Genomic DNA, 24,563 nt, shown 5'->3' with positions numbered 1-24,563 from the left:
CTTCCTGCTTAGCAGTACTTCTTTTCCCACTCGGCCCGTTCCGCGGCCAGCACATCGTCGCTGGGAATGTTGCCGGTCGAGCGCTGACTGTTGAAGATCATTTCGAAGTCGAGAATTTCTTCCAGGGCATCGGCTTTTGCGCCGGCACTCATCCGATCGGTAAACAGCACGCCGTCGAGATGGTCCACTTCGTGCTGCACACAGCGGGCGAGCAGATCTGTCGCGTTGATATCGAGTTCTTTGCCATCGAGTCCATAAGCGGTAATCCGCACCGTCTTCGGCCGCACCACGGGTCCATATAGCCCGGGCAGACTAAGGCAACCCTCTTCGGCTTCCGCGGAGCCCTTGGGCACGCTGATGACCGGATTGATAAAGACCAGTTCGCGACCCTTGTCCGGGTCCGATTCCAGGTTCATCACGAACAGACGCAGCGGCAGGTTGACCTGATTCGCAGCCAGACCGATCCCCTTGGCTTCGTACATGAGCGCGAACATGTCGCGAATGATCTGCTTGAGTTCGGCATCGACTCGGCGAATGGGCTTCGAGACATGCCGGAGCGTGGGATGAGGATACGCGATAATCTGCACGAACAACTCCTGGCCTGCACCAATTTGCGGGTAAGCCTTGAGTATAGGTATTTGAGACGAGGGGCGGGAGACGAGGGGCGGGAGACGAGGGACGGGAGACGAGGGACGGGAGACGAGGGACGGGAGACGAGGGACGGGAGACGAGGGACGGGAGACGAGGGACGGGAGACGAGGGACGGGAGACGAGGGACGGGAGACGAGGGACGGGAGACGAGGGACGGGAGACGAGGGACGGGAGACGAGGGACGGGAGACGAGGGACGGGAGACGAGGGACGGGAGACGAGGGACGGGAGACGAGGGACGAGGGACGGGAGACGGGAGACGGGAGACGGGAGACGGGAGACGAGGGAGGAGGGGTGGAATGCGAGGCAGCGCTTCGGCCGTCCCTACTGGGGCGAGTCACACGGCATCGAATGTCGTGTGGTTGTCGGTGTAATTTATTCAGGAATTACTTGACAATGAATCACTGCGCGGCGCTAATGTCGGGACGTTCTCTCACCGCTGGGTGATTCGAGTCGCGGACCTCGCTGCGCAGTGAGGCCGCGGCGTGCTTGGTGGGGCGCATTTGTTGGCGGGGTCGAGGCGAGAGGAAGTTCGAGTGAGGTCGAAGTGCGTAGGCGAGAGAACCGGAGTTGCAAGGTCCGCTCGCTGACGGCGTCGGGTTACTCGGGAGACTGAAAGTGGTTCGCGGAGAGTGGTCGGTGGACTCGCAGTTCGGCCCCTCTCGCTCGAGCACCGAGGAAAGGGAGTGAAGATGGGCAAAGATAACAATTGGTTATCAGCGAATCGCCAGAATTTGCAGAATTGTTGCTGCAAGTCATTGGAAGAACGTGACTTCAGGCGAGTGGTTATCGCGAAAAAACGACCGAAAAGGTTATCAAAAATGGTTATCAGAGGTAGCCCGACGCGTGAGCGATCGAGAAGTGAAGACGTGATGTCTGTGGTTGCTCGTTCCAGCGGACTGGCAGTGATTGTGAACTGCCGAACGAATGGTTTTGCGGCGACCAATCTTCCGTGCGCCGAGGAGCGCCCCCGCGCTGACTCGTCGGGCTACTTGGGAGCAGGCAAGAAAGCGAAGATGGGTAAAGATAACAATTGGTTATCAAATGGTTATCGGAAATTCATCGGATTGTGCTGATTTGTGATCGTAATGTGAAGAATGGTTGGTGGTTAGGGCGAATGGTTATCGCGAGATTGTTGTCGAAAAGGTTATCAAAAGTGGTTATCAGAGAGAGTGGTTGGCGGTGAGCGGGGGGAGGTTGGCATGGGCTCATTCCGTGGGTTGCTGCCGGAATGTTTCGACGGTGATTCTGTTCTCTCCGAGGTTGAAGCGGACGGAGCCTGTTTCGGCGGTGTGGAAGACGGCGGAGCCTAGTTGGCTGTAGGAGAGTTTGACGCTGTTGATATCGGCGATGTCTTCGACGTCGTATCCACCGCTGATGACGGCGTATTCGGGGCGGCTCCAATTGGCGAAGCCGCGGGGGTCACTTCGTTTGCTGCCATGGTGGGGAGTCATGACGATATCGCAATCGATGGGAAGCTCGGCGAGCACGTCTTCGAGACCGGGAGATTCGAGATCGCCGGGCAGGAGCACTTTGTGGCCAGCATGCTTGAGGAGCAAAACCAGACTGTGAGCATTGTCGCTGCCGATGACACCGCGCGGCGTGGGATGCAGAATCTCGATGGCGGTGGCGTCGCCCAGTTGCAACTTGTCGACCGACGTAATCTCCCGCAGTGGGATGTTCGCCTTGTCAATCACGCGCTTCAGTTCGCGCACCGCGGGCTGATCGAGCTTTTCGAACATGAAAGGGGAAACGTAGATCACGCCTACGCTGTACCGCTGCAGCAACTCTGGCACCGCGTTGAAGTGGTCGGAGTCGGCGTGGGAGATGACGATTGCATCGAGGTGCGTGATGCCGCGCGAGCCAAGCAGCGCCGCGATGGGCCGGGCGGCACCGACGGGCGAACCCAGTTTGCCGGCGTCATAGAGCAGGCGGTGACCATCGGCGGTTTCCAGCAGCACACTAGTGCCGTGACCAACGGCGACGAACGTGCAACTGAGTCCGGGCTTCTCTGTCGCAAAGAAATTCGGCAGCGGAAACGTGGCGAGGTACAAAGCAACCGCCAGCCAACCGGCGGTCAGCGAGCAGGCCCAGAAGCGTTTTGTCTTCCACTGCGGCAGGAAGGCCCAGGCGAAGAAGGCAATGTAGAACAGCGCGACCCACCACCAGGGCGGCGGCGGGTACCAGACGTGATTGCCCCAGGGACGCTGGCCTTGCGCGATGCAGAATTCGATCAGCCAGAGGTTCCCGTCGCAGATTTTGCCGAGCCAACTGCCGAGTGTTGGTACGAGCGGACCGAACAGCAATACCGCAAAGCCTGTGTACATCGCCAGTGTGATGGGGATCCAAACGACGATGCTGAGAAGGAGCGCGATGGGCGAAATCAGGCCATATTGCAGCCAGACCAGGGGCATCGTCACCGTCCAAACCACCGCACCGGTGAGCCAGACGCGCCAGACTTCGCCGCCGATGGCGCGGGTCGCGCGATCGGGCCACGAGCGCGAGGCAGCGATGAGTTGATCGAGCGGATCGTGCACCACGGGCTTCGTCAGCCAACGCGCGAAGAGGATCATTGCGGCGACCGAGAGAAAGGAGAGTTGCGGACCAGCTTGAAACAGCGACGCCGGATTCATCGCCAAGACCACGAGCCCGGCAAAGGCCAGCGTATTGAAGCCGAGTGCTTGTCGGCCGAAGAGGGTCGCCAGGCAAACGGTCACAACGAGAATCGTCGAGCGGACAATCGGCGGCTGCGAATCGGTGAGCACGCAGTAGATGCAAATAAAGATGATCGCCGACCAGAGCATCGGCTGGCGCGGAAAGAGTCCCGTGCGAAAGAGCAACCAAAAGCCGTAAGCAAGAATGCCGACATGCAGGCCCGAGATCGACAGAACATGGATCGTGCCGGTAACGAGGAAGCCTTCGTTCCGCTCGGGATCGAGTTGTTCGCGAGCACCGAGCAAGAGTGCTGCCGCCAACGTCGAGCGGTTGTAGCTGATGTGCTCGCGCAGGATACCGTTGCCTCGTTCGCGCAGCCACGAGAGCCACAATCGCCACGACCAGGCGGAGCCTCGTTCGACGACGGTCACGCTTTCGGGAAACAGCCCGCGCAAGCGACAGAAGACACGCCGGCTCCGTTCGTAGTCGGCATAGTTGAACTCGCCCGGATTGAGCGGTTCCATGGGCTGGCTCGACAGGACCAGCATGCGGATGCGATCGCCGGCGCGCACGCCGAGCAAGTGACCATCGACGTCGAGCATCGCGTAGCCACTGGCCGGTTGCCACTTGGCTCCATGGCGCACGCTGGTCACGCGCACGAGCAGTTCTGTCTCGTCACCTTTGGGCACCGAGCGCATGGCATGCAACGGCGGCGCGGGAGACCACCTCGGCGAAGTGACCGCGATCCCTTCGCAGGCCAGCGGACGAATTTCTTCGGTCACGCTCAGGCCGATTTCGTCCTGCGGAACGAGGTACCAGTAGTTGTGATGCCAGGCACCGCCCGTAGCAGCCGCCGCGAACAGCAACAGGCATGTTGCGGGCGCTGGAGTATTTCGCAGCCAGAGCAGCAGCCAACCAATCGCCGCAGCAGAGGCGGCGAGATACCACACGGTGGGCGAGAGGGGCCAGTAGCGATCAATGGTCATTCCGACGGCGACCGCAGCGAGCAGCAAGATGCAGGGCTGATAGCGCGGCTCGCGCGTTTCAGTCGTCGAGAAGGCTGCAACTTCGCTGGTCATGTTGGCAGGTCGCAGCTAGGCAAGAAACAACGCTTTGGTTGTAACCACCGGCGGAGCGAAGAGCAAATGTTGCGGGCAAAATGCGATCGCCGCGTCTACTTCGCGAAAACCTTGATGGCCCCATCGAACTGCGAGCAGAAGGCATCGCCGTCGGGCAGTTGCCGCAGTTGGCTTTTGAGCTCGTCGAGTTCTGCGGTCGCAGCGGCCCGCTCGTGCGACTCAGCCGAGGCCGCGACGATCTTTACCACGCTGATAAAACCGCGCGCGAGCAGCGCTTCTTCGGGTGCGTTTGCAGCAGTCGCAAAGGCTGCTGCCTGGGCGAACGATTCGGTGGCGTCGAAGAAGGATTGCACCGCCAGTTGCTGCGCGGCGAGCATCCAGTGGGCACGACTGAGGGGGAGATCGCCTTTTTGGAGCTCAATGGCCAATCGCAGGTTGGTCTTGGCCGCATCGAGGCCCAGCTGCACATCGGCGGGGGAGATCTCAATACCGGGCTCGTCCCAGCCTGGCCAAGTGAATGATGCCAGATTGTACGTCATCGCCTTGGCACTGCTGCGCAGGTCACTGGCGAGCTGTGGATTCGCTTCCGCGGCGGTCAGGGCGAACTGCGCGCCCGCGCGGCCGAAGGCGAGCGCTAGAGAAAGGTTCTTCTCTTGCCAGTACAGATGGAGCATCGCTTCGCTGAATGCTTTGGCCGCGGCAAGCATGTCTGTTTGCCGTGTGAGATACACAATCGCGGCCAAGGTATCTTGTTCGCGCGCGAGACGCAGGGCTTCGTCTTTCATGGCAGGCGATCTCGAAAAGGGATGCGTCGTTACGCAGCCCATTTTCCGAGTCTCTGCGCAGGATCGCGGCCGGCGAGCTGCGCCAGCGGATCGGCATAGCCGAGAGCGGCGTAAAAACTGGCGATTTCGTTCAGCGGTAAGCGTACTTGATGTTCACGCCCGAGTGAACCATCGATCGACAAAACAACATCGGCATGGCGCGTGGCGAACGATGTTTGCCCCGCCGCACCGCCGGCAATCACGACGCGGCAGTCACAGTGCCGTGAGAAATTGCCTTCACTAGCCAAGGAGACTTCCACATCAACAGGCTGCTTCAAATCGCGCACGGTCGTCAGTCCCGCGGCTTGAACCCAGCGGTGCGCTTCGCTGGAATCGGCGGCTGCGCCGTTCAAACGAACCGTAAGCTGACAAGGAGCTCGTTCGACGAGGCCATCGAGGCACTTGCTGAGCTTGATCGGGCGATTGAAGTATTTGTAGTTGTCGCCGGTCTTGAACTTTTGCCCACGGCCATCGGCTGGTGGATGCCACAAGTGATAGGTGCGAGTGCGATGCAGAATGTAGTCGACCTTCATACCGAGCGCCCGCAATCGCATGCCCAGATCGTCGTCTTCTTTGCCCCAAGCCTTGAAGCGTTCGTCGTAACCGTTGACGCGCAGGTAGTCAGCGCGTTTGATTCCCATGTTGCCGCCGCGCAAGGCGGGCAAACGCGAATGACCGATCGCGCGGTTGAACCAGGCCTTCCATTGCATGATCGTCAATTTGCGCAGGTCGCTCTTGGGCACCCAACGCAAAAACTCACCACTGCGGATCTGATCGACGGTAATCTGCTGCGATGTTGGTTCATCGAAACGGACACAGTAGGTATTGGTGACGTGGTCAGGACGCCAACATTTCAGGTGCTGCTCGATGTGGTCGGGTTCGATGAGGCAATCGCCATCGAGAAAGACAATGTGTGGGGCCGTGGCTTGCAGCACGCCCTCGTTGCGCGTGCGCGAGAGTTGAAAGCCGTCGTGGGTATGCGATACATACTTCACGGCAAAGGGCGCGCGGTCAGCAAACCGCTGGACGACTTGAGGCGTCTCGTCGGTCGAGCCATCATCTGCCACGATGACTTCCAACTGGCTCGCGACCGTTTGCATTTCGACCGCTGCCAACACACGCCGCAAATGCTCGGGCAATTGATAGGTGGTGATCACAATCGAGACGGCGGGCGAGGACATCGACACTTCCTTGTGCGTACTTGCGAGCGGGAGCCTGTTCGCCGAATTCCGCCCTCGCATCCAAGCGCGCGAAACCTCGACCCTCATGTGTTATCCCGCCAGCGATTTTGGGTCAATGTCAGTCGCCCGCGACGCAGCTTGCTAGCAGGCAATTCGCTGGGGATTTCTCCAGCGAACCTCGCGCGGGAAGAACTGTCTCTGACATCTCGGCACCAGCAAGCATCGCGAAAGGTTCACCCGTTGCCTGATTCAACTCCAACCACGGCCATCACCATTCGTGCAGCAGAACCAGCGGACCTCGATGCACTGCGAGAGATCTATCTTCGCTCGCGGGCAGCAACGTTCTTTTGGACCGACGCGGCGAAGCTGCAGCTTGCAGATTTCGACGCAGCCACGCAGGACGAACCGATTCTGGTGGCAATGAGCGGCAAGGAGATCGCTGGCTTTGTTTCCTGGTGGCCGCCAGACAATTTCATTCACAATCTGTTTGTCGATCCGGCCTATCTGCGGCGCGGTATCGGCCGCTTGCTGCTCCACGCGTGCCTGCAGCAAATTGGTCGCCCAGCCATACTCAAGTGCGTGCAAGCGAACGAGCCAGCAATGGCCTTCTATCGCGCGCAAGGCTGGACGATCGCCGGCGAAGGAACCGGCGATCGCGGCCCCTATTACTTGCTGCAATCTGGGAGCACGCTGCCTTGAGCCAGTTAGGAGAACGAGAGAATAAGGCGTCACTCGTCTGCAGTGTCGAGGCGGCCTGCCAGCGGAGATTGAAGCCATTCTTGCTCGAGTCGGTCGGGCGACCAGGCACCTTCGTGCAGCGAGTAGAGCGGTCGGCTACGGAACTCTTGGCCTTCAAGCTGAGGCGTAATGCCTGGCCAGCGGCCAATCATGCTGCCGGGCTTTGCCCCCTTCCGGCCATCGAGCCAGGTGGGCGCTCCGCTGGAGTCTTTGAACCACTCGGCCACGCGGCTGACATCCTGAGCGGCTTCCAAACGGCCAATGAACTTGGTGCTGGCGTTGGAGAAAATCTGATAGTCGACCGAGCGCGGACTTTGCGTGCAAATCAAGCAGCTCACGCCGAACTTGCGCCCCTGGGCAAAGAGCCGCAGCAGCGGTTCTTTCGCCGGAGGCTTTCTGGCCCCAGCTGGCAGAAAGTCGCGAGCTTCGTCGAGGAAGACCAGCAGGCGAACATTTCCGCTCGAGAACGAAGTGATCATCCAGCGATAGATCTCGCCTGCGAGGGCCGCGACAAAGTACTGCTTTTGATCGTCGTCGGGCATCGCATTGAGATAGACGACATTCAGTGGCGTGCGGCCAGGAGTAACCGGACGAATGAATCGTTCGAGATCGAGCGGAATGCCACCTGTAAACAAATTGGAGGTTGGTCCGCGCATGCGGGTGAACAGTTTTTGCTCCAGCTTGGAACGATCTCGCTTCGAGATCATCTTGTCGGCGTCGTCAATTCCCAAGCTATCGGGAGCAGCGATGCCGGCGATGATCTCGGCCAACTGCAGTTCGTTCGAGGCGGTGGTTTTGCGGCTGAGGTGTTTGAGAATCTCGTTGAGAAAGGTGTTCTGCGTTTCCTGATCGCCACCGGCTTGAGCCAGCTGCACGAGGCTGCCTGCGGCGATTCCAACGAGGGACTCCCATTCTTCCTGGCGACGTTGCGGGCTTTCGATCCCTTGCAGATCGGCCGGCTTGGGGAGCTTGATGGGCGAGAGGCAGAGTCGTTGGCCATGCGAAGTGCCAGGCGTCCAAACGCGAACTTCTGCCCGGTCGCGAAACAGATCCTGGCCGCGTCGATCTTCCTCGGTAGCGGAATCGCCCAGCGCCGAAGGTCGCAGAAACTGAACCAGGTCGCCTTGAGGATCGATGGCCAAGATGGGAATGCCGCACAGCACGGCTTCTTCGACGAGCACCTTCGCCAGCCAGCTTTTGCCGCTGCCAGCAGCCCCCACGACACTCGCATGGGTCGTGAGCGCGGCGCTGGGCACCACGACGGAATGCCCGCTGGCCGAGGTCGTGCCCACTCGCAGTTCATTTGCGGGGGCAGCAGCGGACGCTTTCTCTTTCTTGTTTGGTTTGGCTGGTTTCGCTGGCTTAATCGGTTGCTTGGGCGGCTGTGGAAGGTCTGCTGCGGAAACCGCTACGTCGTCTTCCGCTTCATCCGACTCGAACTCATCAAACGAGACAGGCGGAGCGGCGGCAGCGGGCGGCGTGTGATGTTGAATCTTTGGTTCCGTTGGTTTTGCCTGAGACATCTCTTCTGCCCAAGGCTCGGCGCGTTCTCCCGACTGTTTGGGCCCCAGTCGTTTCTCGCACTCTCCGTTCTTGTTCCAAGGGCAAGCATGACAGAGCGCCGGTTCACCCGGCGGCTTCAGACCTTGGCCGGTTGTTTCGTCGTAGTCGCTCCAGCGGGCCATCGAGTGGAGCAAGTCGAATACTTTGGAACGATCCTGCTGAATCTTCGGCCAAGGCTTCTCGAAGACCTTTCGCTCGGGATGCAGGTAGAACACCGCGGCATCCGACTGCGTGCCATGTTGCTGATGATGCATCAAGCTGTAGAGCGAAGCTTGGAGCAGGTCCTTGCTCGACGTTTCCGACGAGGTCAGTTTGAAGTCGATGATGCGACTCGTCGCGCTGCGGTAGTCAAAGTGGATGTAGTCGAGGGCTCCGCGCACACGCACGGGCGATTGCTTGGGACCTACATAAAAAGTGACATCGACTCGCTTGCGGCTATCGCCAAAGAACTCTCGCAGCAGTTCCTCAATCGACTTGCCTCGTCCGGTCGCATAGCTGAGGACGTCACTCAGCTCTCCCACGTATTGATCAAAGGCATTTTGAAAGGCCAGTTGCTGCGGAACCTTCTTGCTTGCCAAGGTTTTTCGGTTCAAGCAATTCTGCACGATGAACCGCTTCAGATTTTCGAACAGGTACCGCGAGCGTTCGGTCGCGACCGGGATCGCTGCCGAAGCCGTCAGGATTTCTCGCACATCTTGCGCACTGACTGCGGACGCGTTGAACTTTTCAATCGTGTGGTGAAACAAGGTACCACAGCCCGTCGCTGCCCCGCGCGAGCCCGTCCAAATGCGCGTCAAGCGCTTCGTCTTCGGCTTGGTAGTTCGATACCGGACTTCGTCGAAGTAGAAGATGCGTGGACAGGCGATCGCGGTCCGCGCTTCACTGACCGAGAACTGATACTTCACGCGCGAATCCCGATCGTAAGATAAAGATCGTTATCCCAAGGCTGAGCACTCACGAGTTCCTCTTGATGCATTTCGAGGACGATTTCTTTTGCTGTGGGCAGGCAAGCTTCGGGCGTGACAGCTCCTGCGGGATTGGCCGCGATGAATTGCTTGATGAGCTCGATCATGTTCGCCCCCATCAAAAACGCCAGCCGCGATTGGACGAACTCGCGAAAGCCTTCCTTCGGTGGATAGACCGTCGCCGGTGGCGCTGCCGGCCCTTCTTCGGTTAAGAATTGACGCAACAGTACATGCTTGCGAAAGGCATCCTGACGGTGAAAGCTTTCGAGCACTTGAACTTCGGTAAGCGGCATAATCCGCCGCGGGAGTGGTTCGATTTCCAGATCGCCAGACTTCGCTTCGCCGACGACATTCAACATGGCATCGAGCGCAGCGTAATCTTCAAACCGCAGTTTGACATGCCGGAAGCCTCGTTCCCCACGCTGCACCAACTGCTGAAGATGCTGCTTACCTGCCGCGCCCAAACATAGCGGCGCTCGTTCTTCGTCGGTCACTAACACTCGCAAATCAGGCTGGCCATGATCGAGCAATCGTCGCAACGATGCTGCAGCGCTGGTCTTGCTGCCGGTCACAACAAACTGCACATGATTGCGAATCTTCCGCTCGCCTACGCCTTCCTGTACCAAAAGATGCACCGGATGGTTCGTGACGTCCACTTTCTCCAGCGTGTAGCCGAACGCATCTCCCTCGCAATGCTTGAGTGACTGCGCCACCAGTCGCAGCAAGTTGTCGCTGTCGGCCGGCAAAGAGCCAGGCTGCAAGCGGCGACTTGTGATTGCCTCTTCAAACTTCGCGGCCACTTTGGCATCAATGGCCCGTTGCAGTTCTTCCGCTGTCAACTCTTGTGGTGAGGTCTCCGGCGCTGCTTGGTTCCAACGACGCAGCCAAGCCGCGGCCGATTCGGTCCGAATTTGTCCTTGGATCGTCCGCCAGCGATCGCTGGCCCACGTCAGCACATCGCGCGGGCGTAACTCGATCGCGCCCGCTTCCATGTTTTCGAACCATTCGCGGCCGAGCGGGAACAGGTCGTCATCGTTGAAAAATGGTTTGCACTGTGCTGGCAATCCGTCAAAGCGAGCGAAAAAGCTCTGCAGACGCTCACTTACCAGCTGCTTGGCTTCGCTGCGTCCAATCCGTCGCACGACGATAGGCTGCCGGTGCTGAAAGCGGTCGGCGGCCGCAGCGGGTATGACTCCTTGATCGATTAGACGTAGCATTTCATCGTGTACACCCGAAACCACCACCAGCAGATTGACCCGGCGATCGATGAAGTTTTGCAACGCGCGGCTAAGAGCCGTTAGTTGATCTTCTTGCATGTTGTCGGCCTGGTCGATGCACAGCACAAACGGCCGGTCAATGACCGCCGACAAGCGAGCAATGGTGGCCAGCACCGTGACGATCTGATCTTCGCCCAGCTCGGTGACTTCTTCCGAAGGTCGCAGACGAATGCCTAGACTTTTTGCTTCTTCCGCGTCGAGTAACTCGCCTTTGAGCCAACGGACCGCGAGCGCGGCCAATTGATTGTGAGTGTCGCGCTTGGCAGGATCGCTCGAATTGACAGCGATCTGTACGCTGAAAAAGAAGCGAAACAGCATGAAGAAAATCTGCGGATCGAGTTGCAGTCTCTCCGCGATAGCCGCCGACGCCTTGCGCAGGTCGTCCTTATGCTTCACAAAGAGGTCTGTCGAAGTCTTGCGAACTGACTCCTTCAGCAATTCAAACAGCGGCGTTGTTCGCAGTCGATCGAGCCGGTCTTCTGCCAATCGCGAGATACAGCATTTCAGCAAGTAGCGACTCATATCGCTCGGTCGCACTTGAATGTTGTGCAGAAAGACAAAGCAAGCTTGTCGATCTTTGGCCCAGCGCCAAAAGCGAGCCAGCAAGTGACTCTTGCCGACTCCTGCGTTGCCCAGCAACATCGCGCCGTTGCCAGCCTCGGCGCGCAAGGTTTCGTCGGCGAGTGACGTCAAGCGATCGAAGGCGGCCGCGTGAATGCTTTCGACGTCCGAGTCCATGTCGGTGGGATCGCTGATCCGATTTCGCTCGAACGGATTGCTAGAGGCAATAGCGGCGAAGAACTGATCGTCGGAATCGGCTGTTGTGGGGACGGGAACTTGATCCGACATGGAAATGACCATCACCTAAATCCTGGAAACGTAAACGAGGAGCGAGCTCCCCTCCTGAATACCGGCCTGCCGTTCTTCGTCGCTCAATTGCGTGCCGCCGCCTTGTGCGCTCTCCATGGCAAATTGCCGTGCCGCTCGCAGCAGTCGCAACTCGGAGTCAAACTCGGAGCGGCTGAACTGAGGCAACTCTCGCCGCAGTTCCAGCACCTTCGCAAAGTTGCGACCTCCCGAGCGAGAATCCACGCGACGAAAGGCAGCATCAAACAACGAGGCAAAGCCCTCGGCTGGTTTTGACGGAGCGGTTACTGTCGCCGAAGCCACCGGAGGTGGCGTTGTCGTTGCAGATGGCCGCGCGGATGCAGGAGTTGGGCTATTGGTCGGGGTGTGCGACGGAGTCACCTCTCGACCCGCATCTGCCAGCCGGAAGTAGGCGCGTTCGTTCTTCAACACAAGCCAGTTGAGGCCAGAACCGAGGCGGTTTTGATCGGCAGCTTGGCCGATGAATTCTTCCAAGGATACCTTGAGCTGCTTGACCTTGATCAAAGCGGTAGCGATCTCGGCTGCCGTGAAAATCGTAGACCGCAGTGGTGCTTTCGACTTTCCCTTCGCCGGTGCACCATCGACGAGCAAAGCCAGCCCCAGCTTGATGAACTCTGCCGTTCGACCGCGGAGATGCTCTCGCAAGACAAAGCTGCGTTCATTCGTAGCGTCGCCCGAGGCAACTTCGACAACACGCTCGGCAAATGCCGGCTCCTTGAGAACTTTTGCCAGCGACTTGGCGTCGGCTTTCGCGGCAGCCTGCAACTGGGCGAGAGTAACGACCTGCGACTCGTTGGCGTTCTGGCCGCGTCGCAGCATCTCTTGAGACCACTTGGTCGCAATCTCAGCTGGGGTGGGCGGCACTGCTTTCGCCACGATCAGATCGGCCAAGTCAGCGACCAATGTTCGGTCAGCCAGCTGCCGGGTAAAGAGCGTTTCCCAAGTGGCAGCAAAGGCCTTGAACGGCGCGCCTGCATCCTTGATAAACGACTTGACGTCCTTACCGAGCGGCCCCTTCCTTTCTCGCTTCGTGCGGACGGCTTGGGCCGCGCGCCGTTGTAGTGTGCTTGTCTCACCAAGGCTCGCATAGTCCTCAGGCAAGACAATCGGGGAATCGAGATCTTTGGCCGCGAAAACTGTTACTTGGCCTTTGCCTGTGGCTCCGGTCAGCAACTTCAAAAACGCTGCCGGTTGATCGTCGCAGAGCTTGTTAGCCAACTGCTGAACCGTCAGTGGCTCTGCACTTTCGCTGCGCTGTGCCCGCAGGACAGCAATCGCGCGGTCCAGAGTTTCTTGGGCCTTGATGGCTTTGAGCTGAGCAGAGGTTGGCTTTTTGGCCATTGAAGTTCGGCGGGCAGGTGTGGTGGAACAATCGGCGACGATTGCAGTTCAGTGAGGGCCCACCAAATCTAGCGGCGAGGTGATTGCTCGTCAAACGAAGTATTGAGCAAATCACTTATTAAGGGTTCGATGCAAGCATCACACGTAGGCTACAATCATCTCCCCATCATTCAACGATCATCGCCACTCGCTTTGAACTTTCGGCATGCCAGAACAACGATCAAGCAAAGAAAGTGTCTACTACGCGCAGGATGATTACCTAGGCATGGGGACACGGCTTGGTATTCTGGTGATCGACTCGCTGGTTCTGCTGTTTCTATTCGCGCTAATGACTGTACCCAGCCAGTTGATCGCGCCGCAACTGCAAGGGCTTTTCACGCTTGCCTGGATGCTTCTGGTTTGGTTTTACGAGGTCCCACTCAAGCGGTCAAAACTCCGTACGGTGGCTTATAACTTGCTGCGATGCAAAATCGTTAACCTGCAGGGTGAACCACCATCGCTGTTTGCCCTGACGCTCCGACTATTTCTCGGGATGTTCGGTCCCTGGGTGCTGGGCTTTGATATTCTCTGGTGTGGAATCGACAAAGACTGCCAAGGCTTACGCGATTGCCTCGCGGGCACCTGCCTTGTCCGGGAGCATGCATTGCCTGTCGGTGCAGGGCCAGTCGGCTTCTGCCTCTACTTTACGATGGGGTGCATTTTCTTGTACCCCCGCGTCATCCATCCCGAGATTGTTCAAGCTGTTCTGGTTGCTGAGCTAGACTCGGCTGCATAAAAGATACGTGGTCCTGTTCACCGGCAACGCCACAGAACACGATCCTCAATCCCCAGTTGTTGCTGTACGGTGAGGATCTCGGCTTTAAAGCGGCGGGCGTCGTTGGGATAGCCTGCGGTCGGCTTGAGACCGGGCACGTGCTGCTGCCAGAAGCGATTGAACGGACGGAGCGAAATCTCGCGCAGGTACTTGGCCGTCATCGAGGCGAGTGCAGCAGGAAGCATCCGCTCTCCTTTGGAGATGAACTGCAACTCGATCGGTCGTCTGGCGATGTCCAGCCGATAGACGCTTTCGTTCTTCGATTCGCGCACGACGCGCACCGGATCGTCGCCGAAGACGTGCTGAATCAAGTGCGCATAGCGATCGCGACCGCCGTGCTTGTCGCAAGTGACGATGACGGGCAAGTCTCGCAAGTCGTCAAGCAGGTCTTTAATCAATTCGAGTGTCACCAGTGACAGAACCGTCGCTTTGTTCTCGTGCTGTTCAACTTCCGCATTAAACCTACCGGGAAACACCGCCGCCGCCCGCAGCGACTTCAACTCGACCTTAAGCCTCTTCAGGCCACTTGCGAGCGCACCGCTGAAATCGCCAACTCTCGTCGAGCAGGCATCAATGGGGAGCGCCTCTTCTTCGGCATTGTGCCAGGCCAGGGAAGCGCGGTCGGAATGACAATGCGCGGCTAAAGCGTTCCACAGGGCAACCGTCGACGTTGGTCGCTCGCCCAACAATGTCAGGCAAGAGAGCACGCCGCACTCGATGGCTGCGAGTCCACCGCCCGGAGAATAGAGTGCCTTCGAATCGGCGATTGCCAATCGAGTTTCGTGTTTGCCAGATTCGAGTGTTACGAATTCCTGCAGATGGTCGTACAACTCCGCTGGCCCGACCTTCTGCGGCACTTGCCACGCGCTGGCAGCGACCACTAGCGGGCCGAGGTTCGGTCCGTAACCCGCTTCGTCAGTGCCAATCAGAAGATGCATGGGAATCCGTTCGCAAAGGAGTCTGAGTCGATCGTTATTAATGGAACTTGTCGCCGCCTTTTTGGGAAGACGTAACGGCACATCCACGCTGAACTAATAGTCATTCAACGATTGTGTCGACCACGCGACGCGGGCCGCATTCAGAACCGCCACCACATCGATCACCTCTTGCAATACCGCGCCCGCGACCGGCGACAGCAGTCCGCAGGCAGCGAGAATCATCCCGACGAGACTCAACACAATTCCCCCAACCGCGCTCTGCAAGGCAATGCTGCGCATGCGGTGGCCGATGTGCAGCAGCATATCGACACGCTTGAGCGAGCTATCCATGATCACCGCGCCGGCAGCTTCGCTGGTGATATCGCTGGCCTGTCCGAAGGCGATACCCACCGTGGCAATCTGTAACGCGGGAGCATCGTTGATGCCGTCCCCCACAAAAATTGTCGGTGCCCGCTCGGTCTCAGCCCGAACGATCTCCACCTTTTGTTCGGGACTCTGTTGCGCGCGTACATCGGTGATGCCGACCTTTGCCGCTAGGTAGTTCACTTCCGATTCACGATCCCCCGAGACGATCATCACCCGGTCGATATGGTGTTGCGGTCCCAGGTGGTGAATGAAGGAGCGACCATCCTGGCGAGGCTCATCACGAAAGCGATAAGTCGCTGCGTATTTCCCATCCTTGAGCAGAATGCACTCCAGGCCGGCTCCCAGCGGCGGCAGGTCACTGGCTCCCTCGGGATTGCTCTTGAGCCACTTATTGCGTCCGGTGATTTGCACTTCGTGCCCGGCCACTTTGCCGCGCACACCTTGACCGGGCGGCTCCTGAATCTCGCTCGCATCGAGTAGCGGAATCCCCTCACGCTCGGCCTGGTCGACAATCGCCTGCGAGAGCGGATGTTTCGAGTATCGCTCCAAGCTGGCCGCCAACTGCAGAATCTCGCGCGGCGAGATCGCTGGCGGTGTGAGCTGCTCCGTTAAACTTGGGCGGCCATAGGTGAGCGTGCCTGTCTTATCGAAAATGATCGTCCGGCAACCACCAATTTGTTCCAGCACCGTCGGCTTCTTCACGATGATGCCGTGCCGAGCAGCAAGCGAAATGGCCCCAATAATCGCCACGGGAATCGCAATGAGTAGCGGGCAGGGCGTGGCCACTACGAGCACCGCCAGGAACCGCGTAGCCTCACCGCTGGCGGCCCAAGCAAGGCCGGCAATGACGAGCGCCAGCGGCGTGTACCACGCTCCGAGTTGATCTCCCAGCCTGCGCATTCGCGGGCGATATTGCTCGCCCTGTTCCATCACCTTCATGATCTGCGCATAACGCGAATCGATGGCCCGTTTGGTGGCGCGAATGATGAGCACGACGTTGCCGTTCAGCGCTCCGGAAATCACGAGCGAGCCGGGAGCCTTCGACATGTTGTAAGGTTCGCCGGTCAGAAACGACTCGTCCATCGAGCCGTGTCCTTCGAGAACCTCACCATCGACGGGGCAAATATCGTGCGGAAAGAGCGTGAGCACATCGCCCACGTTCACCTGGTCGAGCGGGATGTCTTGCAGCTCACCAGCCTCTCGGCGATGAGCGACGAGCGGCACACGCTTGGCCAGGGCCGAGAGTACCGACGATGCCGAGGCAATCGCATATGCCTCAATGGCTTCACCGCCCGAGAGCATTAGCACCACGAGTACGCCGGCCAGATACTGCCCCAGCAAGACGGCCGTGACAATCGAAATGCCAGCGAGCCAATCGGCTCCGAACTTCCCTTGGCTGGCGTTGTAGCCAAGTTCGATCAGCACGGGAATGCCGCCGATAACGAGCGCCGCCCACAGCGGCACATTGGCCACGAACTCACTTGCACCGACAAGGTAGTGCAGCACGAGGTAAGCGACTAAACCGGCAATCGCCACCGCAGCCACGATGGCGTCGTGATGCTCCAGAAGCCAAGCTCGACGACTTTGCGGAACGGCTGCCATGTTTCCTACTCGCCTTTCATTCGATCATCCTTATGTTGTAACAAGGGTGAAGGCTAGCAGTTGGGAAGAGCGAGCAGGGGATTGATTATGTCGCATCGGCGGGGATAAAGTCCCGCGCCGATAGCCCTTCGCCTATCCTACTGCGTGAGGGTGGCGGCGGACGAGCGCGTCGAGCTTGGCGATGAGTTGACTTCGGTTGAGTGGCTTGGTTGCATAGTCGTCGCAGCCAGCAGCCAGACAGCGATCGCGATCACCCGACATGGCATGAGCGGTGAGGGCAACAACGGGGTGCGAGTAGCCTTGCTCGCGCAGCAATCTGCAAGCAGCATAGCCATCCATGATGGGCATTTGCATGTCCATCAAAACGACATCGTAGGGACGATTGTCGGCCGCCGCGGCAAGGGCCTCGATCGTGGCACTTCGCCCATTGTCGACGATGGTGACTTCTGCTCCCGCCTTCTTCAGAATGTACGAGATGAGCCGTTGATTGTCGGGGCCATCTTCGGCGAGCAAAATGCGGCAACCGGCGGGGAAGGTGGTTTGAGAGAGTTCGCTAGTCCCCTCGTGCTGCGGCACCGGTGACTCGATCAGCGGCTGAGGCAGCGGTTCGGTGGCTAACTCGCAAACTCGGTCGATGGTCAAACGGAACGTGGTTCCCACGCCAGGTGAAGATTCCACAATCGTCACATCGCCGCCGAGCATTTCAGCCAGACGCTTGCTGATGGTTAAGCCCAGGCCGGTACCGCCGAATTGCCGCGTGGTCGAAGTATCCGCCTGTGTAAAAGGACGGAAGAGCTTGTGAGTTTGCTCGGTCGTCATTCCCATGCCGGTATCGATGACGTCGAAGGTGAGCCGCGCGTGTTCTCGCTCGTGGTGAGCCACGATTCGCACGCCACCCGTCGTTGTGAACTTGATCGCGTTGCCGACGAGGTTCACGAGAATTTGCCTCAAGCGCGTCGGGTCCGATTCGATGCTGTGCGGCAATTGGCCGATGGTCTCGATCGTCAGCGTCAAGTTGCGTTCTTGCGCCCGCAGTCGCATCAAAGATTCCACGTCTGCCAGCAGTTGCTGGGGCGAGCAGGCAATGGCTTCGAGCCCGATCTTTCCCACTTCAATCTTCGACAGATCGAGAATATCGTTGATCAAGCTGAGCAGATGTTCGCCGTTACGTTGAATGGTCCGCAGCGCTGCAATGCGATCCGGCGGCGCTCTCGTAATGTCTCCTTCTTCCAGCAGCAAGTCCGTGTATCCCAGAATGGCCGTCATCGGCGTGCGGATTTCATGGCTCATGTTGGCCAGAAACTCGCTCTTGGCCTGGTTCGCGCGCTCGGCCTCTTCTTTCAGCTGAGCCATTTCGTAGGCGGCTCGTGTCAACTCGCGCGCCTGATTGTTCAGCACCTCGTGGGCGGCCAGCAGATCTTCCGATCGCTCGACCAGCTCTTCGTGCGAGTGCTGAAGTCGGTCTTCGGTTTGCTTGCGCTCGGTGACGTCGATCATCACACCGCGCAGCAGGTGTTGCTCCGCAGGCGAGCGTGATACGGAAACCAGATCGTCAATCCAAATGATCTCGCCTGCTTGCGAGAACATGCGGTATTGAATCCGATGATCGCGACCGCCCAAGGTTTCGGCCAGGCAGTACTGAACGGCAGCGTCGCGATCTTCGGGATGGAGCGTATTCCTCCAGAAAGCCGGCTCGTACCAGGCTTCCAGCGGATATCCCAACTTCACCGCGCAAGGCGAAACATAGACGAAGCAGTCGGTGCGAGAATCGTATTCCCAAACGATGACGTCGGTACCTTCAATCATCAGCCGCAACCGCTCTTCGCTGCTTTCGAGCGAAGCTGTCTTCTCGGCCAATTCGGAGGTGCGTGCCTCGACCTGGCTTTCAATCTCGGCATGCACGGTAATGAGCTGAGCTTGCCGCTGGGCAACTTCCCACATTTCGTGCTGCGAGCGGATGCAGTTGAGAATGAGAAACACATCTTCAAAGGCGACCCAGCCCGTGTGCTCGAGCGTGCGGAGCCAACCGGCGTCCATCACTCCATAGACAGACTGGGGCCAGAACAAACCACGCCAGCCATGATCGACGGCGGTCACCAGCGAAGCTGTAATCAGCACGCGCCAGTCGCGATAGAAGGCCAAGAGGGCGAGTGACCCGAAGATGTGAAAGTGGGTTTCAATTCGACCGCCCGAGAGATGAATCAGCAAGCCCGACATCAGCATTTGGCCGATGGCGATGGAGTGTCGAGTCAGTAATTTGCCGGGCAAGACAAACGCCAAGAACACCGGCACGCTAATGATCGCGCCACCCAACAGAATCGAGATCCCGATATGCGGATGGACGTAGTGTGACAGCCCGGACCAGGTGCGCGGCGAAACCCAGACCGCAAGTACAAAGCCAAATACCCATTGAGCGATCAGGAGCCAGGCAAACAGGCGATCAGTAGCGCGGTAGATATGCTGCTGATGTCCTTTCAACAGAACCCGCGCGAGCGACTCGTTAGGTTGAAAGGGAACAGTCGGAGAACCCGAGTTGGTCATCTCGCGGCCTCCTGCGCGGCCGTGCTCACCGCGTGCAAGCTGCAGCCAAACACGGGAGTGGAAGAAGCGCTGGCCACTTCGCCGCGCGAGGCAGCCAGGATCGCATTGTGCCCGTTGCTCCAGCCTTCGTGGCCGCGCAGCGTGGTCACACCTCCCGTGAACAAGACCTCACCCTTGCGATCGAACAGCACCACTTGTCCCGAGGTGCGAATGCCCAATTCATCGGCCAGTCGCTGGTTCGTGTCCCACTGCACCTGCACACCGCTCAGTCCTTCGGCCTGCATAACAAGGTCGCTCTCTCGCCAGCTGGCGTCACTGCCCGTTGGGGCGGAGAACACAACCTTCGCTGGAGCTAGATTCGGGTTGCGAGCCAGCAGCACGGCCAGTTCGTTCAAGCTGGCCCGCGTACAGGCGCACTGTGGATGAGCAAACATCACCAAGGTGCAGCCACGCGCGTTTTGCTCAGTTAGCAACTCACCGGGTACGCGAGCGATTTTGTCGGGCGATGCACCCGCGCGAGCTTTGTAAGTTTGCAGTCCCGCAGAGCCCGCGGTGACCACAACCACCCAACCGGCGACCAGCAGCCAAGCTCCCACATCGGGCCAGCGCAGCGGCATCCGCTGTGATTGCTGGTCAAGGGAGAGGAGTGCGCTCATCGCTGGATTTCCGCCGGCCGCGTGCGGCTCCAAAGTGAACGGAAGCCACGATCCCACGAAAGCCCGTTTCGTCGGAGTCTTCCGCAGTTCATCGGCAGGTGGCACAAGTTGCCACCACGACTCGCCCGAAATCAGCGAGTTTGCGGATCGATCCGCTAGTGACACCGCGCAGGCGAGGCGCGAAGAGTCTGGTTGTCCGGCAGTTATCAATTTTGCGAGGCACTTACCTGCCAAGAAACTACCTGCCAAGAAACGAAGACTCCCTCATGAGCTGGAGGTAGGCCCATCAGGGAGTCTCAAACCGAAGTGATTGGGGGCCGCAGTCACCGCCCCCGTTGTTATCCGCACAAGCTTGACAGCTTGACGCCGCAGCTTAGTCCAGCTTCACAACCGTGCTTTCGTCGCCACTGAAGTACTTGGTGATCTGCTCGGTGATGTCCGAAGAGGTCGGTTCTTCGAGGTCGATCTGACCGGTGTAGGTCGTGTCGGCGTTGACGAGCTTCTCAGCCACGTCGATCCGAGCGCCGATGTCCTTCACCAGGTCCTTGGTGCGCGACAGACGGCTGTCATCGAAGTTGAATTCGCTAGTCGACTGAGCGACGCGAACCATCTCCATGCGGGCGTCGAGGTTGGCGACGTCCACTTCCAAGCGAGTCTTGGCGGCTTGCATGGCCTTCAGCTTTTCACGGCCGGCGACCAGCCCACGTTCACGAGCGGCCAGCACTTGGGCCAGCTTCTCGGTCGTGGCTTGCTTCACCTTGTACGATTCGAACCGCTGGGTCAAATCAGCTTCGACCTGACGGCTGGTGTACGACTTGCCCGCATAGACAAAGTTCGAGTCACCCTTTTTCAGGTCATTCGTCAGCTGTTCGATCTGCGAACGGCTCTTGGCCAGCGACTTTTCGCCAGCGGCCAGCGTTTCCTTCAATCCTTGAACGTCTACTTCTTCCTTGGCGATCAGGTGCATGTTCCGTTGAATTTCCGGATCCAGATCGCGAATCATCTTGCGGGCCCGTTCGAGTTCGAACGAAACCGGCACACTCTCACGCACTGACTGGCGAACCCAGCCGAGCGATGTGGTGGTATAGCTGACTGCATCGCGGCCAAACAACAGGCCCAACAGCAACAAAGCGGCACCACCGGCAAACAAACCCTTCTTGACCATTTCATGGCCCTCCACAAAGCGACGCAGCCGCCATTGCCCCACTGGCAACACATCAGCTGAACCATCAACCAGTTAAGCGCCCCGCGCCGCGGAACAACCGCGATCGTCGGATCGTAAGAAGCTGTTCGGCCCGCTTTGCTGGTTATTGGGAAGAGTGGGAAAGATTTTTTCAAGTTCCCGGCTGGGGACGGGGCTGGAAGTGGAGAACCACTGCCAAGCGGGAATGCTGATCTCACCAACGAGCACCGAAACGTCCAATAACCCGAGGGGTTTTTGGACAGGCGGCTGTTTTCGTTTTTAGTCGTAAGTGACTTTGGCTGTGGCGTTTGCGATTCTTTGCCAGCATTCGCCACTCACTCCTTTCGTCCACGAACTGGACCAGTTCTTGGCCAGGCACCCCGCTCGCGACTGCGGTTAGCGCCTCGCGAACACGAAGTGCCCCAACCGCCTACGCGACACCGCGCCTTATCCACCAAACTACAGAGAACGTCACGACATTAGCTCATTGTCGTGATCTATTGTCAAGTATCTGTTTCGTTATATCTAAAAATAATCAGCTGCACTGTGCTGGCAGCTGACGTCGCAGGCCGCTCGCACGATGGAAGCCCTGTCCTACTGCCACCGATTTGCAAACTTTGGTTTGACGGGGGGGGCCGGATCCGTCTAAACTCCCCCTTAGGCATTTTTTCTCTTCTTTTTAATGTTTTTCCCTATCCTGGAACCTCTCCCATGCTCCAGACCTCTCCCGGTCGCAGGCGGGCGGCGTTTACGCTCGTCGAATTGTTGGTTGTCATCGCCATTATTGGCGTGCTCGTGGCGCTGCTGCTCCCTGCGGTGCAGGCGGCTCGCGAAGCTGCCCGCCGCATGCAATGCGGCAACAATCTCAAGCAGATCGTGTTGGCCGCACACAACCATCACGACACCTACGGCGCCTTTCCAGCCGGTCGTCGTGGTTGCGACGGGTCCGGCACCCCTTGCAACGGGATGTCGGCGACCGACGTCAATCGTGGCGGGGCGAGCGGATTCGTCGCCTTCTTACCCTTCCTCGAGCAAGCAAACATCCACAAGTCGATCGGCATCACCGAGGCTGATGTCCCCTGGCCGACGACCGACAACGCGACCTGGCGGCCTCACAACAAGATCGCCCTGGAGACGCGGCCAAAGATGTTTGTTTGCCCGTCGGACACGGCCAAGCCTTTTATTGCCAACACAGGCAGTGGCGGCACCATCAACGCAGCGGTGGGTAGCTATGCTCTGGTTGCCGGTTCCAACGGGCCCAGCCAAGGAATTGCCGCCACGGTGAAGTTCGACAATAACGGCCTGTTTGTCTACTTCAACACGAAGCGGATGGCGGACGTTACCGACGGCACCAGCAACACGCTGGCCGCCGGTGAAGTGCGCGACGGCCACTTGGGAAACAACTCGAATGTTTGGAGCGTTGCTTCCCGCCATGCGCATTGCTTGCGAACCACCGAGAACCCGATCAACACGGCACCCGGCGCCGGAATCGTCTACTCTACTCTCAATGCTGCATTCCTAAGCCGACATCCTGGCGGAGCCAACTTCGCCCTGGCAGATGGCAGCGTACGTTTGCTGACGGAGAACATGGACATCACGATGTACCGCGCCCTCTCCACCATCGCTGGTGGTGAAGTCGCCAACTAATCATGGAGAGGAGGTGTTTGTTATGTTTTCTACGCTTACTCTCCCTTTCCGCTTGACTGCCGGAGCGGTCCTGGTGGTTGCCTTGCTCGGCTTGGCTGGCTGCGGAAATAGCGGCCCACAGGTCGTCCCGGTGTCCGGCGTCGTTTTGATCGACGGTGCCCCGCTGAGCTATGGCCACATTCAGGTGATTCCCACCGGCTGGCGGCCCGCTTCCGGCAGCATCGGCGCCGACGGTCGTTTTACTCTGACGACGAACGTTCAGGGTGATGGTGTTGCCGTCGGGACACACAAGGTTGCCATTCTTGCCGGCGAGTCGATCACCACCGACCTGACCAAGTGGCACGCTCCAAAAAGGTACTCCGATATTAAAACATCGGAGCTGACGGCGACGATTACCGGCCCCACGAGCGACTTGAAAATCGAGTTGATGTCCGACGGCACGCAAACGCCCGAAAAAAAGGTCCGCGAAGGAGGCACCGAGAACTCGGGCTTTCAATTCAATTAAGAAGCGTGGCTTGAGCAGCCTGGCCACAGCTAAGCAAGCTGTGGCACTTCCTATGTGGATAGAAGCCAATCAGCCTCGCGAAATCTAGCGAGGCTTTTTGATGCTGGTAGAATACGGCGCGCTGCCCCCGCACGTAATACTTCTCCGCAGAACAGCAAATCCTGGGGATGCAAACCTTTGGCTGGATTCCCAGACCTTTCACCGTGGGCCTATCTGCCGAATCTTCCCGAGCACATTCTGGCGGTCGGTTGGCTCGACAGGTTGATGGAGTTTCCGCGTGGAGCAACCTCACCGGAGGTGTTCGAACGCTTGCAATGGCTGGCTCGCGATCCCTGGCAGCCCATTGCCTTCGCCGGCTCGCACGAGTGCGAACTCTGTCAGTTTCACGGCGAAAAGGGAACGGCGAATCTCTACCTTCCCCATCAAGGCAAAATCTATGTCTGCCCAGAATTGATCATTCACTACATCAACGCCCACTACTATTCGCCACCCAGCATATTCTATGAAGCAGTGCTGGCTTGTCCCGCGATGAACACGATCGAATACAAACGGTCGCTCATTGCGTGCCAGGGGCAAGTGCTCTGGAAGAGTTCAGTCAACACGATTTAACGGATCACTGCTTGGACAAAGCTATGTCGACGCCACCAGATTCTCACCGTGTCGTTTACTTGCTGAAGTGAGCTCGTTCCGATGAGAACATCACTGAGAATCTTGGAAGCGATTGTTCTCGTCATCTGCTTCCCGTTCTATGCAGTGGCGATTCCGTTCATGCTCTTGTACGAGTGGATCGTGCCTCGTGTACGCAAGGTCTCGCTGGGCCTTCAACTTCGACGCTGGGTGAAGCCCGATGTGCTCGAAGAGATTCAAGCGGTTGATGTGTCTCGTCTCGCCGATGGGCTGGTCGGTGTCGTTCGGCGGCAGTGGAATGTGCTCTACCACAAAGATCCTCCTGCGTTTCCCCAAGAGATCGAGTTCTGCACAATCAGTTACTTTTGGCTGGGGCATGAGCCGTTGCTGCAGCGAAAAAGTTGGATGAATCGCGGGAAGACATCCACGGTAAAGACGACCCTATGAGTCCGCGAATCGATTTATTGGTTGGTGTGATTCGGGAAGCTGACTTGTGGCTTCCTTGACGACACTCGTCCTCTTC

General features: G+C 58.6%; 19 protein-coding genes. 7 read left to right on the top strand and 12 right to left on the bottom strand.

Annotated elements, in window-relative coordinates:
* Positions 1-8: 8 nt before the first annotated feature.
* Complete coding sequence (gene def / locus NA78x_RS28920; RefSeq protein ID WP_425615853.1) at positions 9-593, bottom strand: peptide deformylase; 585 nt, start codon at positions 591-593, stop codon at positions 9-11.
* Positions 594-1,342: 749 nt separating this feature from the next.
* Here def and NA78x_RS28915 point away from each other — a divergent pair.
* Positions 1,343-1,726: a hypothetical protein gene (locus NA78x_RS28915; protein WP_425615852.1), complete on the top strand. Its 384-nt coding sequence runs from the start codon at positions 1,343-1,345 to the stop codon at positions 1,724-1,726.
* A gap of 132 nt (positions 1,727-1,858) precedes the next feature.
* Here NA78x_RS28915 and NA78x_RS28910 read toward each other — a convergent pair whose 3' ends face one another.
* The 3 genes from NA78x_RS28910 to NA78x_RS28900 all read right to left on the bottom strand — a co-directional run bounded on the left by NA78x_RS28910 (position 1,859) and on the right by NA78x_RS28900 (position 6,389).
* Entirely contained in the window at positions 1,859-4,384 is a 2,526-nt protein-coding gene (locus NA78x_RS28910) for a ComEC/Rec2 family competence protein (protein WP_425615851.1), read from the bottom strand.
* A gap of 95 nt (positions 4,385-4,479) precedes the next feature.
* Positions 4,480-5,169: a hypothetical protein gene (locus NA78x_RS28905; RefSeq protein ID WP_425615850.1), complete on the bottom strand. Its 690-nt coding sequence runs from the start codon at positions 5,167-5,169 to the stop codon at positions 4,480-4,482.
* A 29-nt stretch (positions 5,170-5,198) separates the two neighbouring features.
* Positions 5,199-6,389 carry a glycosyltransferase gene (locus tag NA78x_RS28900; RefSeq protein ID WP_425615849.1) on the bottom strand — a complete coding sequence of 397 codons (1,191 nt, stop codon included), beginning with the start codon at positions 6,387-6,389 and terminating at the stop codon, positions 5,199-5,201.
* A 240-nt stretch (positions 6,390-6,629) separates the two neighbouring features.
* On the opposite strand from NA78x_RS28900, the gene NA78x_RS28895 reads away from it, so the two are divergent.
* Positions 6,630-7,088, top strand: coding sequence for a GNAT family N-acetyltransferase (locus tag NA78x_RS28895; RefSeq protein WP_425615848.1), 459 nt, complete (start codon positions 6,630-6,632; stop codon positions 7,086-7,088).
* Between the two features lie 29 nt (positions 7,089-7,117).
* On the opposite strand, the gene NA78x_RS28890 is transcribed toward NA78x_RS28895, so the two are convergent.
* Genes NA78x_RS28890 through NA78x_RS28880 form a run of 3 tightly spaced genes read right to left on the bottom strand, consistent with a single transcriptional unit; the run spans position 7,118 to position 13,161 of the window.
* Positions 7,118-9,595 carry a PD-(D/E)XK nuclease family protein gene (locus NA78x_RS28890; protein WP_425615847.1) on the bottom strand — a complete coding sequence of 826 codons (2,478 nt, stop codon included), beginning with the start codon at positions 9,593-9,595 and terminating at the stop codon, positions 7,118-7,120.
* Entirely contained in the window at positions 9,592-11,793 is a 2,202-nt protein-coding gene (locus NA78x_RS28885) for an AAA family ATPase (RefSeq protein WP_425615846.1), read from the bottom strand. Before NA78x_RS28885 ends, NA78x_RS28890 begins: the two co-directional genes overlap by 4 nt.
* Before the next feature lie 3 nt (positions 11,794-11,796).
* Positions 11,797-13,161, bottom strand: coding sequence for a hypothetical protein (locus NA78x_RS28880; protein WP_425615845.1), 1,365 nt, complete (start codon positions 13,159-13,161; stop codon positions 11,797-11,799).
* 205 nt (positions 13,162-13,366) lie between these two features.
* Here NA78x_RS28880 and NA78x_RS28875 point away from each other — a divergent pair, with 205 nt between their 5' ends.
* Complete coding sequence (locus NA78x_RS28875) at positions 13,367-13,936, top strand: RDD family protein (RefSeq protein ID WP_425615844.1); 570 nt, start codon at positions 13,367-13,369, stop codon at positions 13,934-13,936.
* Between the two features lie 17 nt (positions 13,937-13,953).
* Here NA78x_RS28875 and NA78x_RS28870 read toward each other — a convergent pair whose 3' ends face one another.
* The 5 genes from NA78x_RS28870 to NA78x_RS28850 all read right to left on the bottom strand — a co-directional run bounded on the left by NA78x_RS28870 (position 13,954) and on the right by NA78x_RS28850 (position 21,243).
* Positions 13,954-14,913 (bottom strand): hypothetical protein, encoded by a 960-nt coding sequence (locus NA78x_RS28870; protein ID WP_425615843.1) that lies wholly within the window; start codon positions 14,911-14,913, stop codon positions 13,954-13,956.
* A 93-nt stretch (positions 14,914-15,006) separates the two neighbouring features.
* A complete protein-coding gene (locus NA78x_RS28865; RefSeq protein WP_425615842.1) occupies positions 15,007-16,881 on the bottom strand; it encodes a heavy metal translocating P-type ATPase in 1,875 nt (624 codons plus the stop codon).
* Positions 16,882-17,013: 132 nt separating this feature from the next.
* Complete coding sequence (locus NA78x_RS28860; RefSeq protein WP_425615841.1) at positions 17,014-19,422, bottom strand: ATP-binding protein; 2,409 nt, start codon at positions 19,420-19,422, stop codon at positions 17,014-17,016.
* Entirely contained in the window at positions 19,419-20,078 is a 660-nt protein-coding gene (locus tag NA78x_RS28855) for a hypothetical protein (RefSeq protein ID WP_425615840.1), read from the bottom strand. The genes NA78x_RS28860 and NA78x_RS28855 overlap by 4 nt, the downstream gene beginning before the upstream one ends.
* Before the next feature lie 373 nt (positions 20,079-20,451).
* Complete coding sequence (locus NA78x_RS28850; RefSeq protein WP_425615839.1) at positions 20,452-21,243, bottom strand: hypothetical protein; 792 nt, start codon at positions 21,241-21,243, stop codon at positions 20,452-20,454.
* 729 nt (positions 21,244-21,972) lie between these two features.
* On the opposite strand from NA78x_RS28850, the gene NA78x_RS28845 reads away from it, so the two are divergent.
* From NA78x_RS28845 to NA78x_RS28830, 4 genes are all read left to right on the top strand, one after another.
* Positions 21,973-22,908 (top strand): DUF1559 domain-containing protein, encoded by a 936-nt coding sequence (locus NA78x_RS28845; protein ID WP_425615838.1) that lies wholly within the window; start codon positions 21,973-21,975, stop codon positions 22,906-22,908.
* Positions 22,909-22,930: 22 nt separating this feature from the next.
* On the top strand, positions 22,931-23,413 hold the full coding sequence (locus NA78x_RS28840) for a hypothetical protein (RefSeq protein ID WP_425615837.1): 483 nt from the start codon (positions 22,931-22,933) through the stop codon (positions 23,411-23,413).
* Positions 23,414-23,590: 177 nt separating this feature from the next.
* On the top strand, positions 23,591-24,022 hold the full coding sequence (locus NA78x_RS28835; RefSeq protein WP_425615836.1) for a hypothetical protein: 432 nt from the start codon (positions 23,591-23,593) through the stop codon (positions 24,020-24,022).
* An 81-nt stretch (positions 24,023-24,103) separates the two neighbouring features.
* The gene (locus NA78x_RS28830; RefSeq protein ID WP_425615835.1) at positions 24,104-24,487 is read left to right on the top strand and encodes a hypothetical protein; all 384 of its coding nucleotides are present in this window, start codon (positions 24,104-24,106) and stop codon (positions 24,485-24,487) included.
* Positions 24,488-24,563 lie beyond the last annotated feature (76 nt).

Origin of the sequence: Anatilimnocola aquadivae, assembly GCF_049819085.1 — a bacterium.
Taxonomy (GTDB): Bacteria; Planctomycetota; Planctomycetia; order Pirellulales; family Pirellulaceae; genus Anatilimnocola.
The sequence above is the reverse complement of the archived record's forward strand: the minus strand, read 5'-3'. Positions and strand labels throughout refer to the sequence as shown.

What these genes read in the sequence shown, in the direction of transcription:
- NA78x_RS28915 (WP_425615852.1), top strand. Translation starts at nt 1,343, where the DNA reads ATGGGCAAAGATAACAATTGGTTATCAGCGAATCGCCAGAATTTGCAG.
- NA78x_RS28910 (WP_425615851.1), bottom strand. Translation starts at nt 4,384, where the DNA reads ATGACCAGCGAAGTTGCAGCCTTCTCGACGACTGAAACGCGCGAGCCG.
- NA78x_RS28905 (WP_425615850.1), bottom strand. Translation starts at nt 5,169, where the DNA reads ATGAAAGACGAAGCCCTGCGTCTCGCGCGCGAACAAGATACCTTGGCC.
- NA78x_RS28900 (WP_425615849.1), bottom strand. Translation starts at nt 6,389, where the DNA reads ATGTCCTCGCCCGCCGTCTCGATTGTGATCACCACCTATCAATTGCCC.
- NA78x_RS28885 (WP_425615846.1), bottom strand. Translation starts at nt 11,793, where the DNA reads ATGGTCATTTCCATGTCGGATCAAGTTCCCGTCCCCACAACAGCCGAT.
- NA78x_RS28880 (WP_425615845.1), bottom strand. Translation starts at nt 13,161, where the DNA reads ATGGCCAAAAAGCCAACCTCTGCTCAGCTCAAAGCCATCAAGGCCCAA.
- NA78x_RS28875 (WP_425615844.1), top strand. Translation starts at nt 13,367, where the DNA reads ATGCCAGAACAACGATCAAGCAAAGAAAGTGTCTACTACGCGCAGGAT.
- NA78x_RS28870 (WP_425615843.1), bottom strand. Translation starts at nt 14,913, where the DNA reads ATGCATCTTCTGATTGGCACTGACGAAGCGGGTTACGGACCGAACCTC.
- NA78x_RS28865 (WP_425615842.1), bottom strand. Translation starts at nt 16,881, where the DNA reads ATGGCAGCCGTTCCGCAAAGTCGTCGAGCTTGGCTTCTGGAGCATCAC.
- NA78x_RS28860 (WP_425615841.1), bottom strand. Translation starts at nt 19,422, where the DNA reads ATGACCAACTCGGGTTCTCCGACTGTTCCCTTTCAACCTAACGAGTCG.
- NA78x_RS28855 (WP_425615840.1), bottom strand. Translation starts at nt 20,078, where the DNA reads ATGAGCGCACTCCTCTCCCTTGACCAGCAATCACAGCGGATGCCGCTG.
- NA78x_RS28850 (WP_425615839.1), bottom strand. Translation starts at nt 21,243, where the DNA reads ATGGTCAAGAAGGGTTTGTTTGCCGGTGGTGCCGCTTTGTTGCTGTTG.
- NA78x_RS28845 (WP_425615838.1), top strand. Translation starts at nt 21,973, where the DNA reads ATGCTCCAGACCTCTCCCGGTCGCAGGCGGGCGGCGTTTACGCTCGTC.
- NA78x_RS28840 (WP_425615837.1), top strand. Translation starts at nt 22,931, where the DNA reads ATGTTTTCTACGCTTACTCTCCCTTTCCGCTTGACTGCCGGAGCGGTC.
- NA78x_RS28830 (WP_425615835.1), top strand. Translation starts at nt 24,104, where the DNA reads ATGAGAACATCACTGAGAATCTTGGAAGCGATTGTTCTCGTCATCTGC.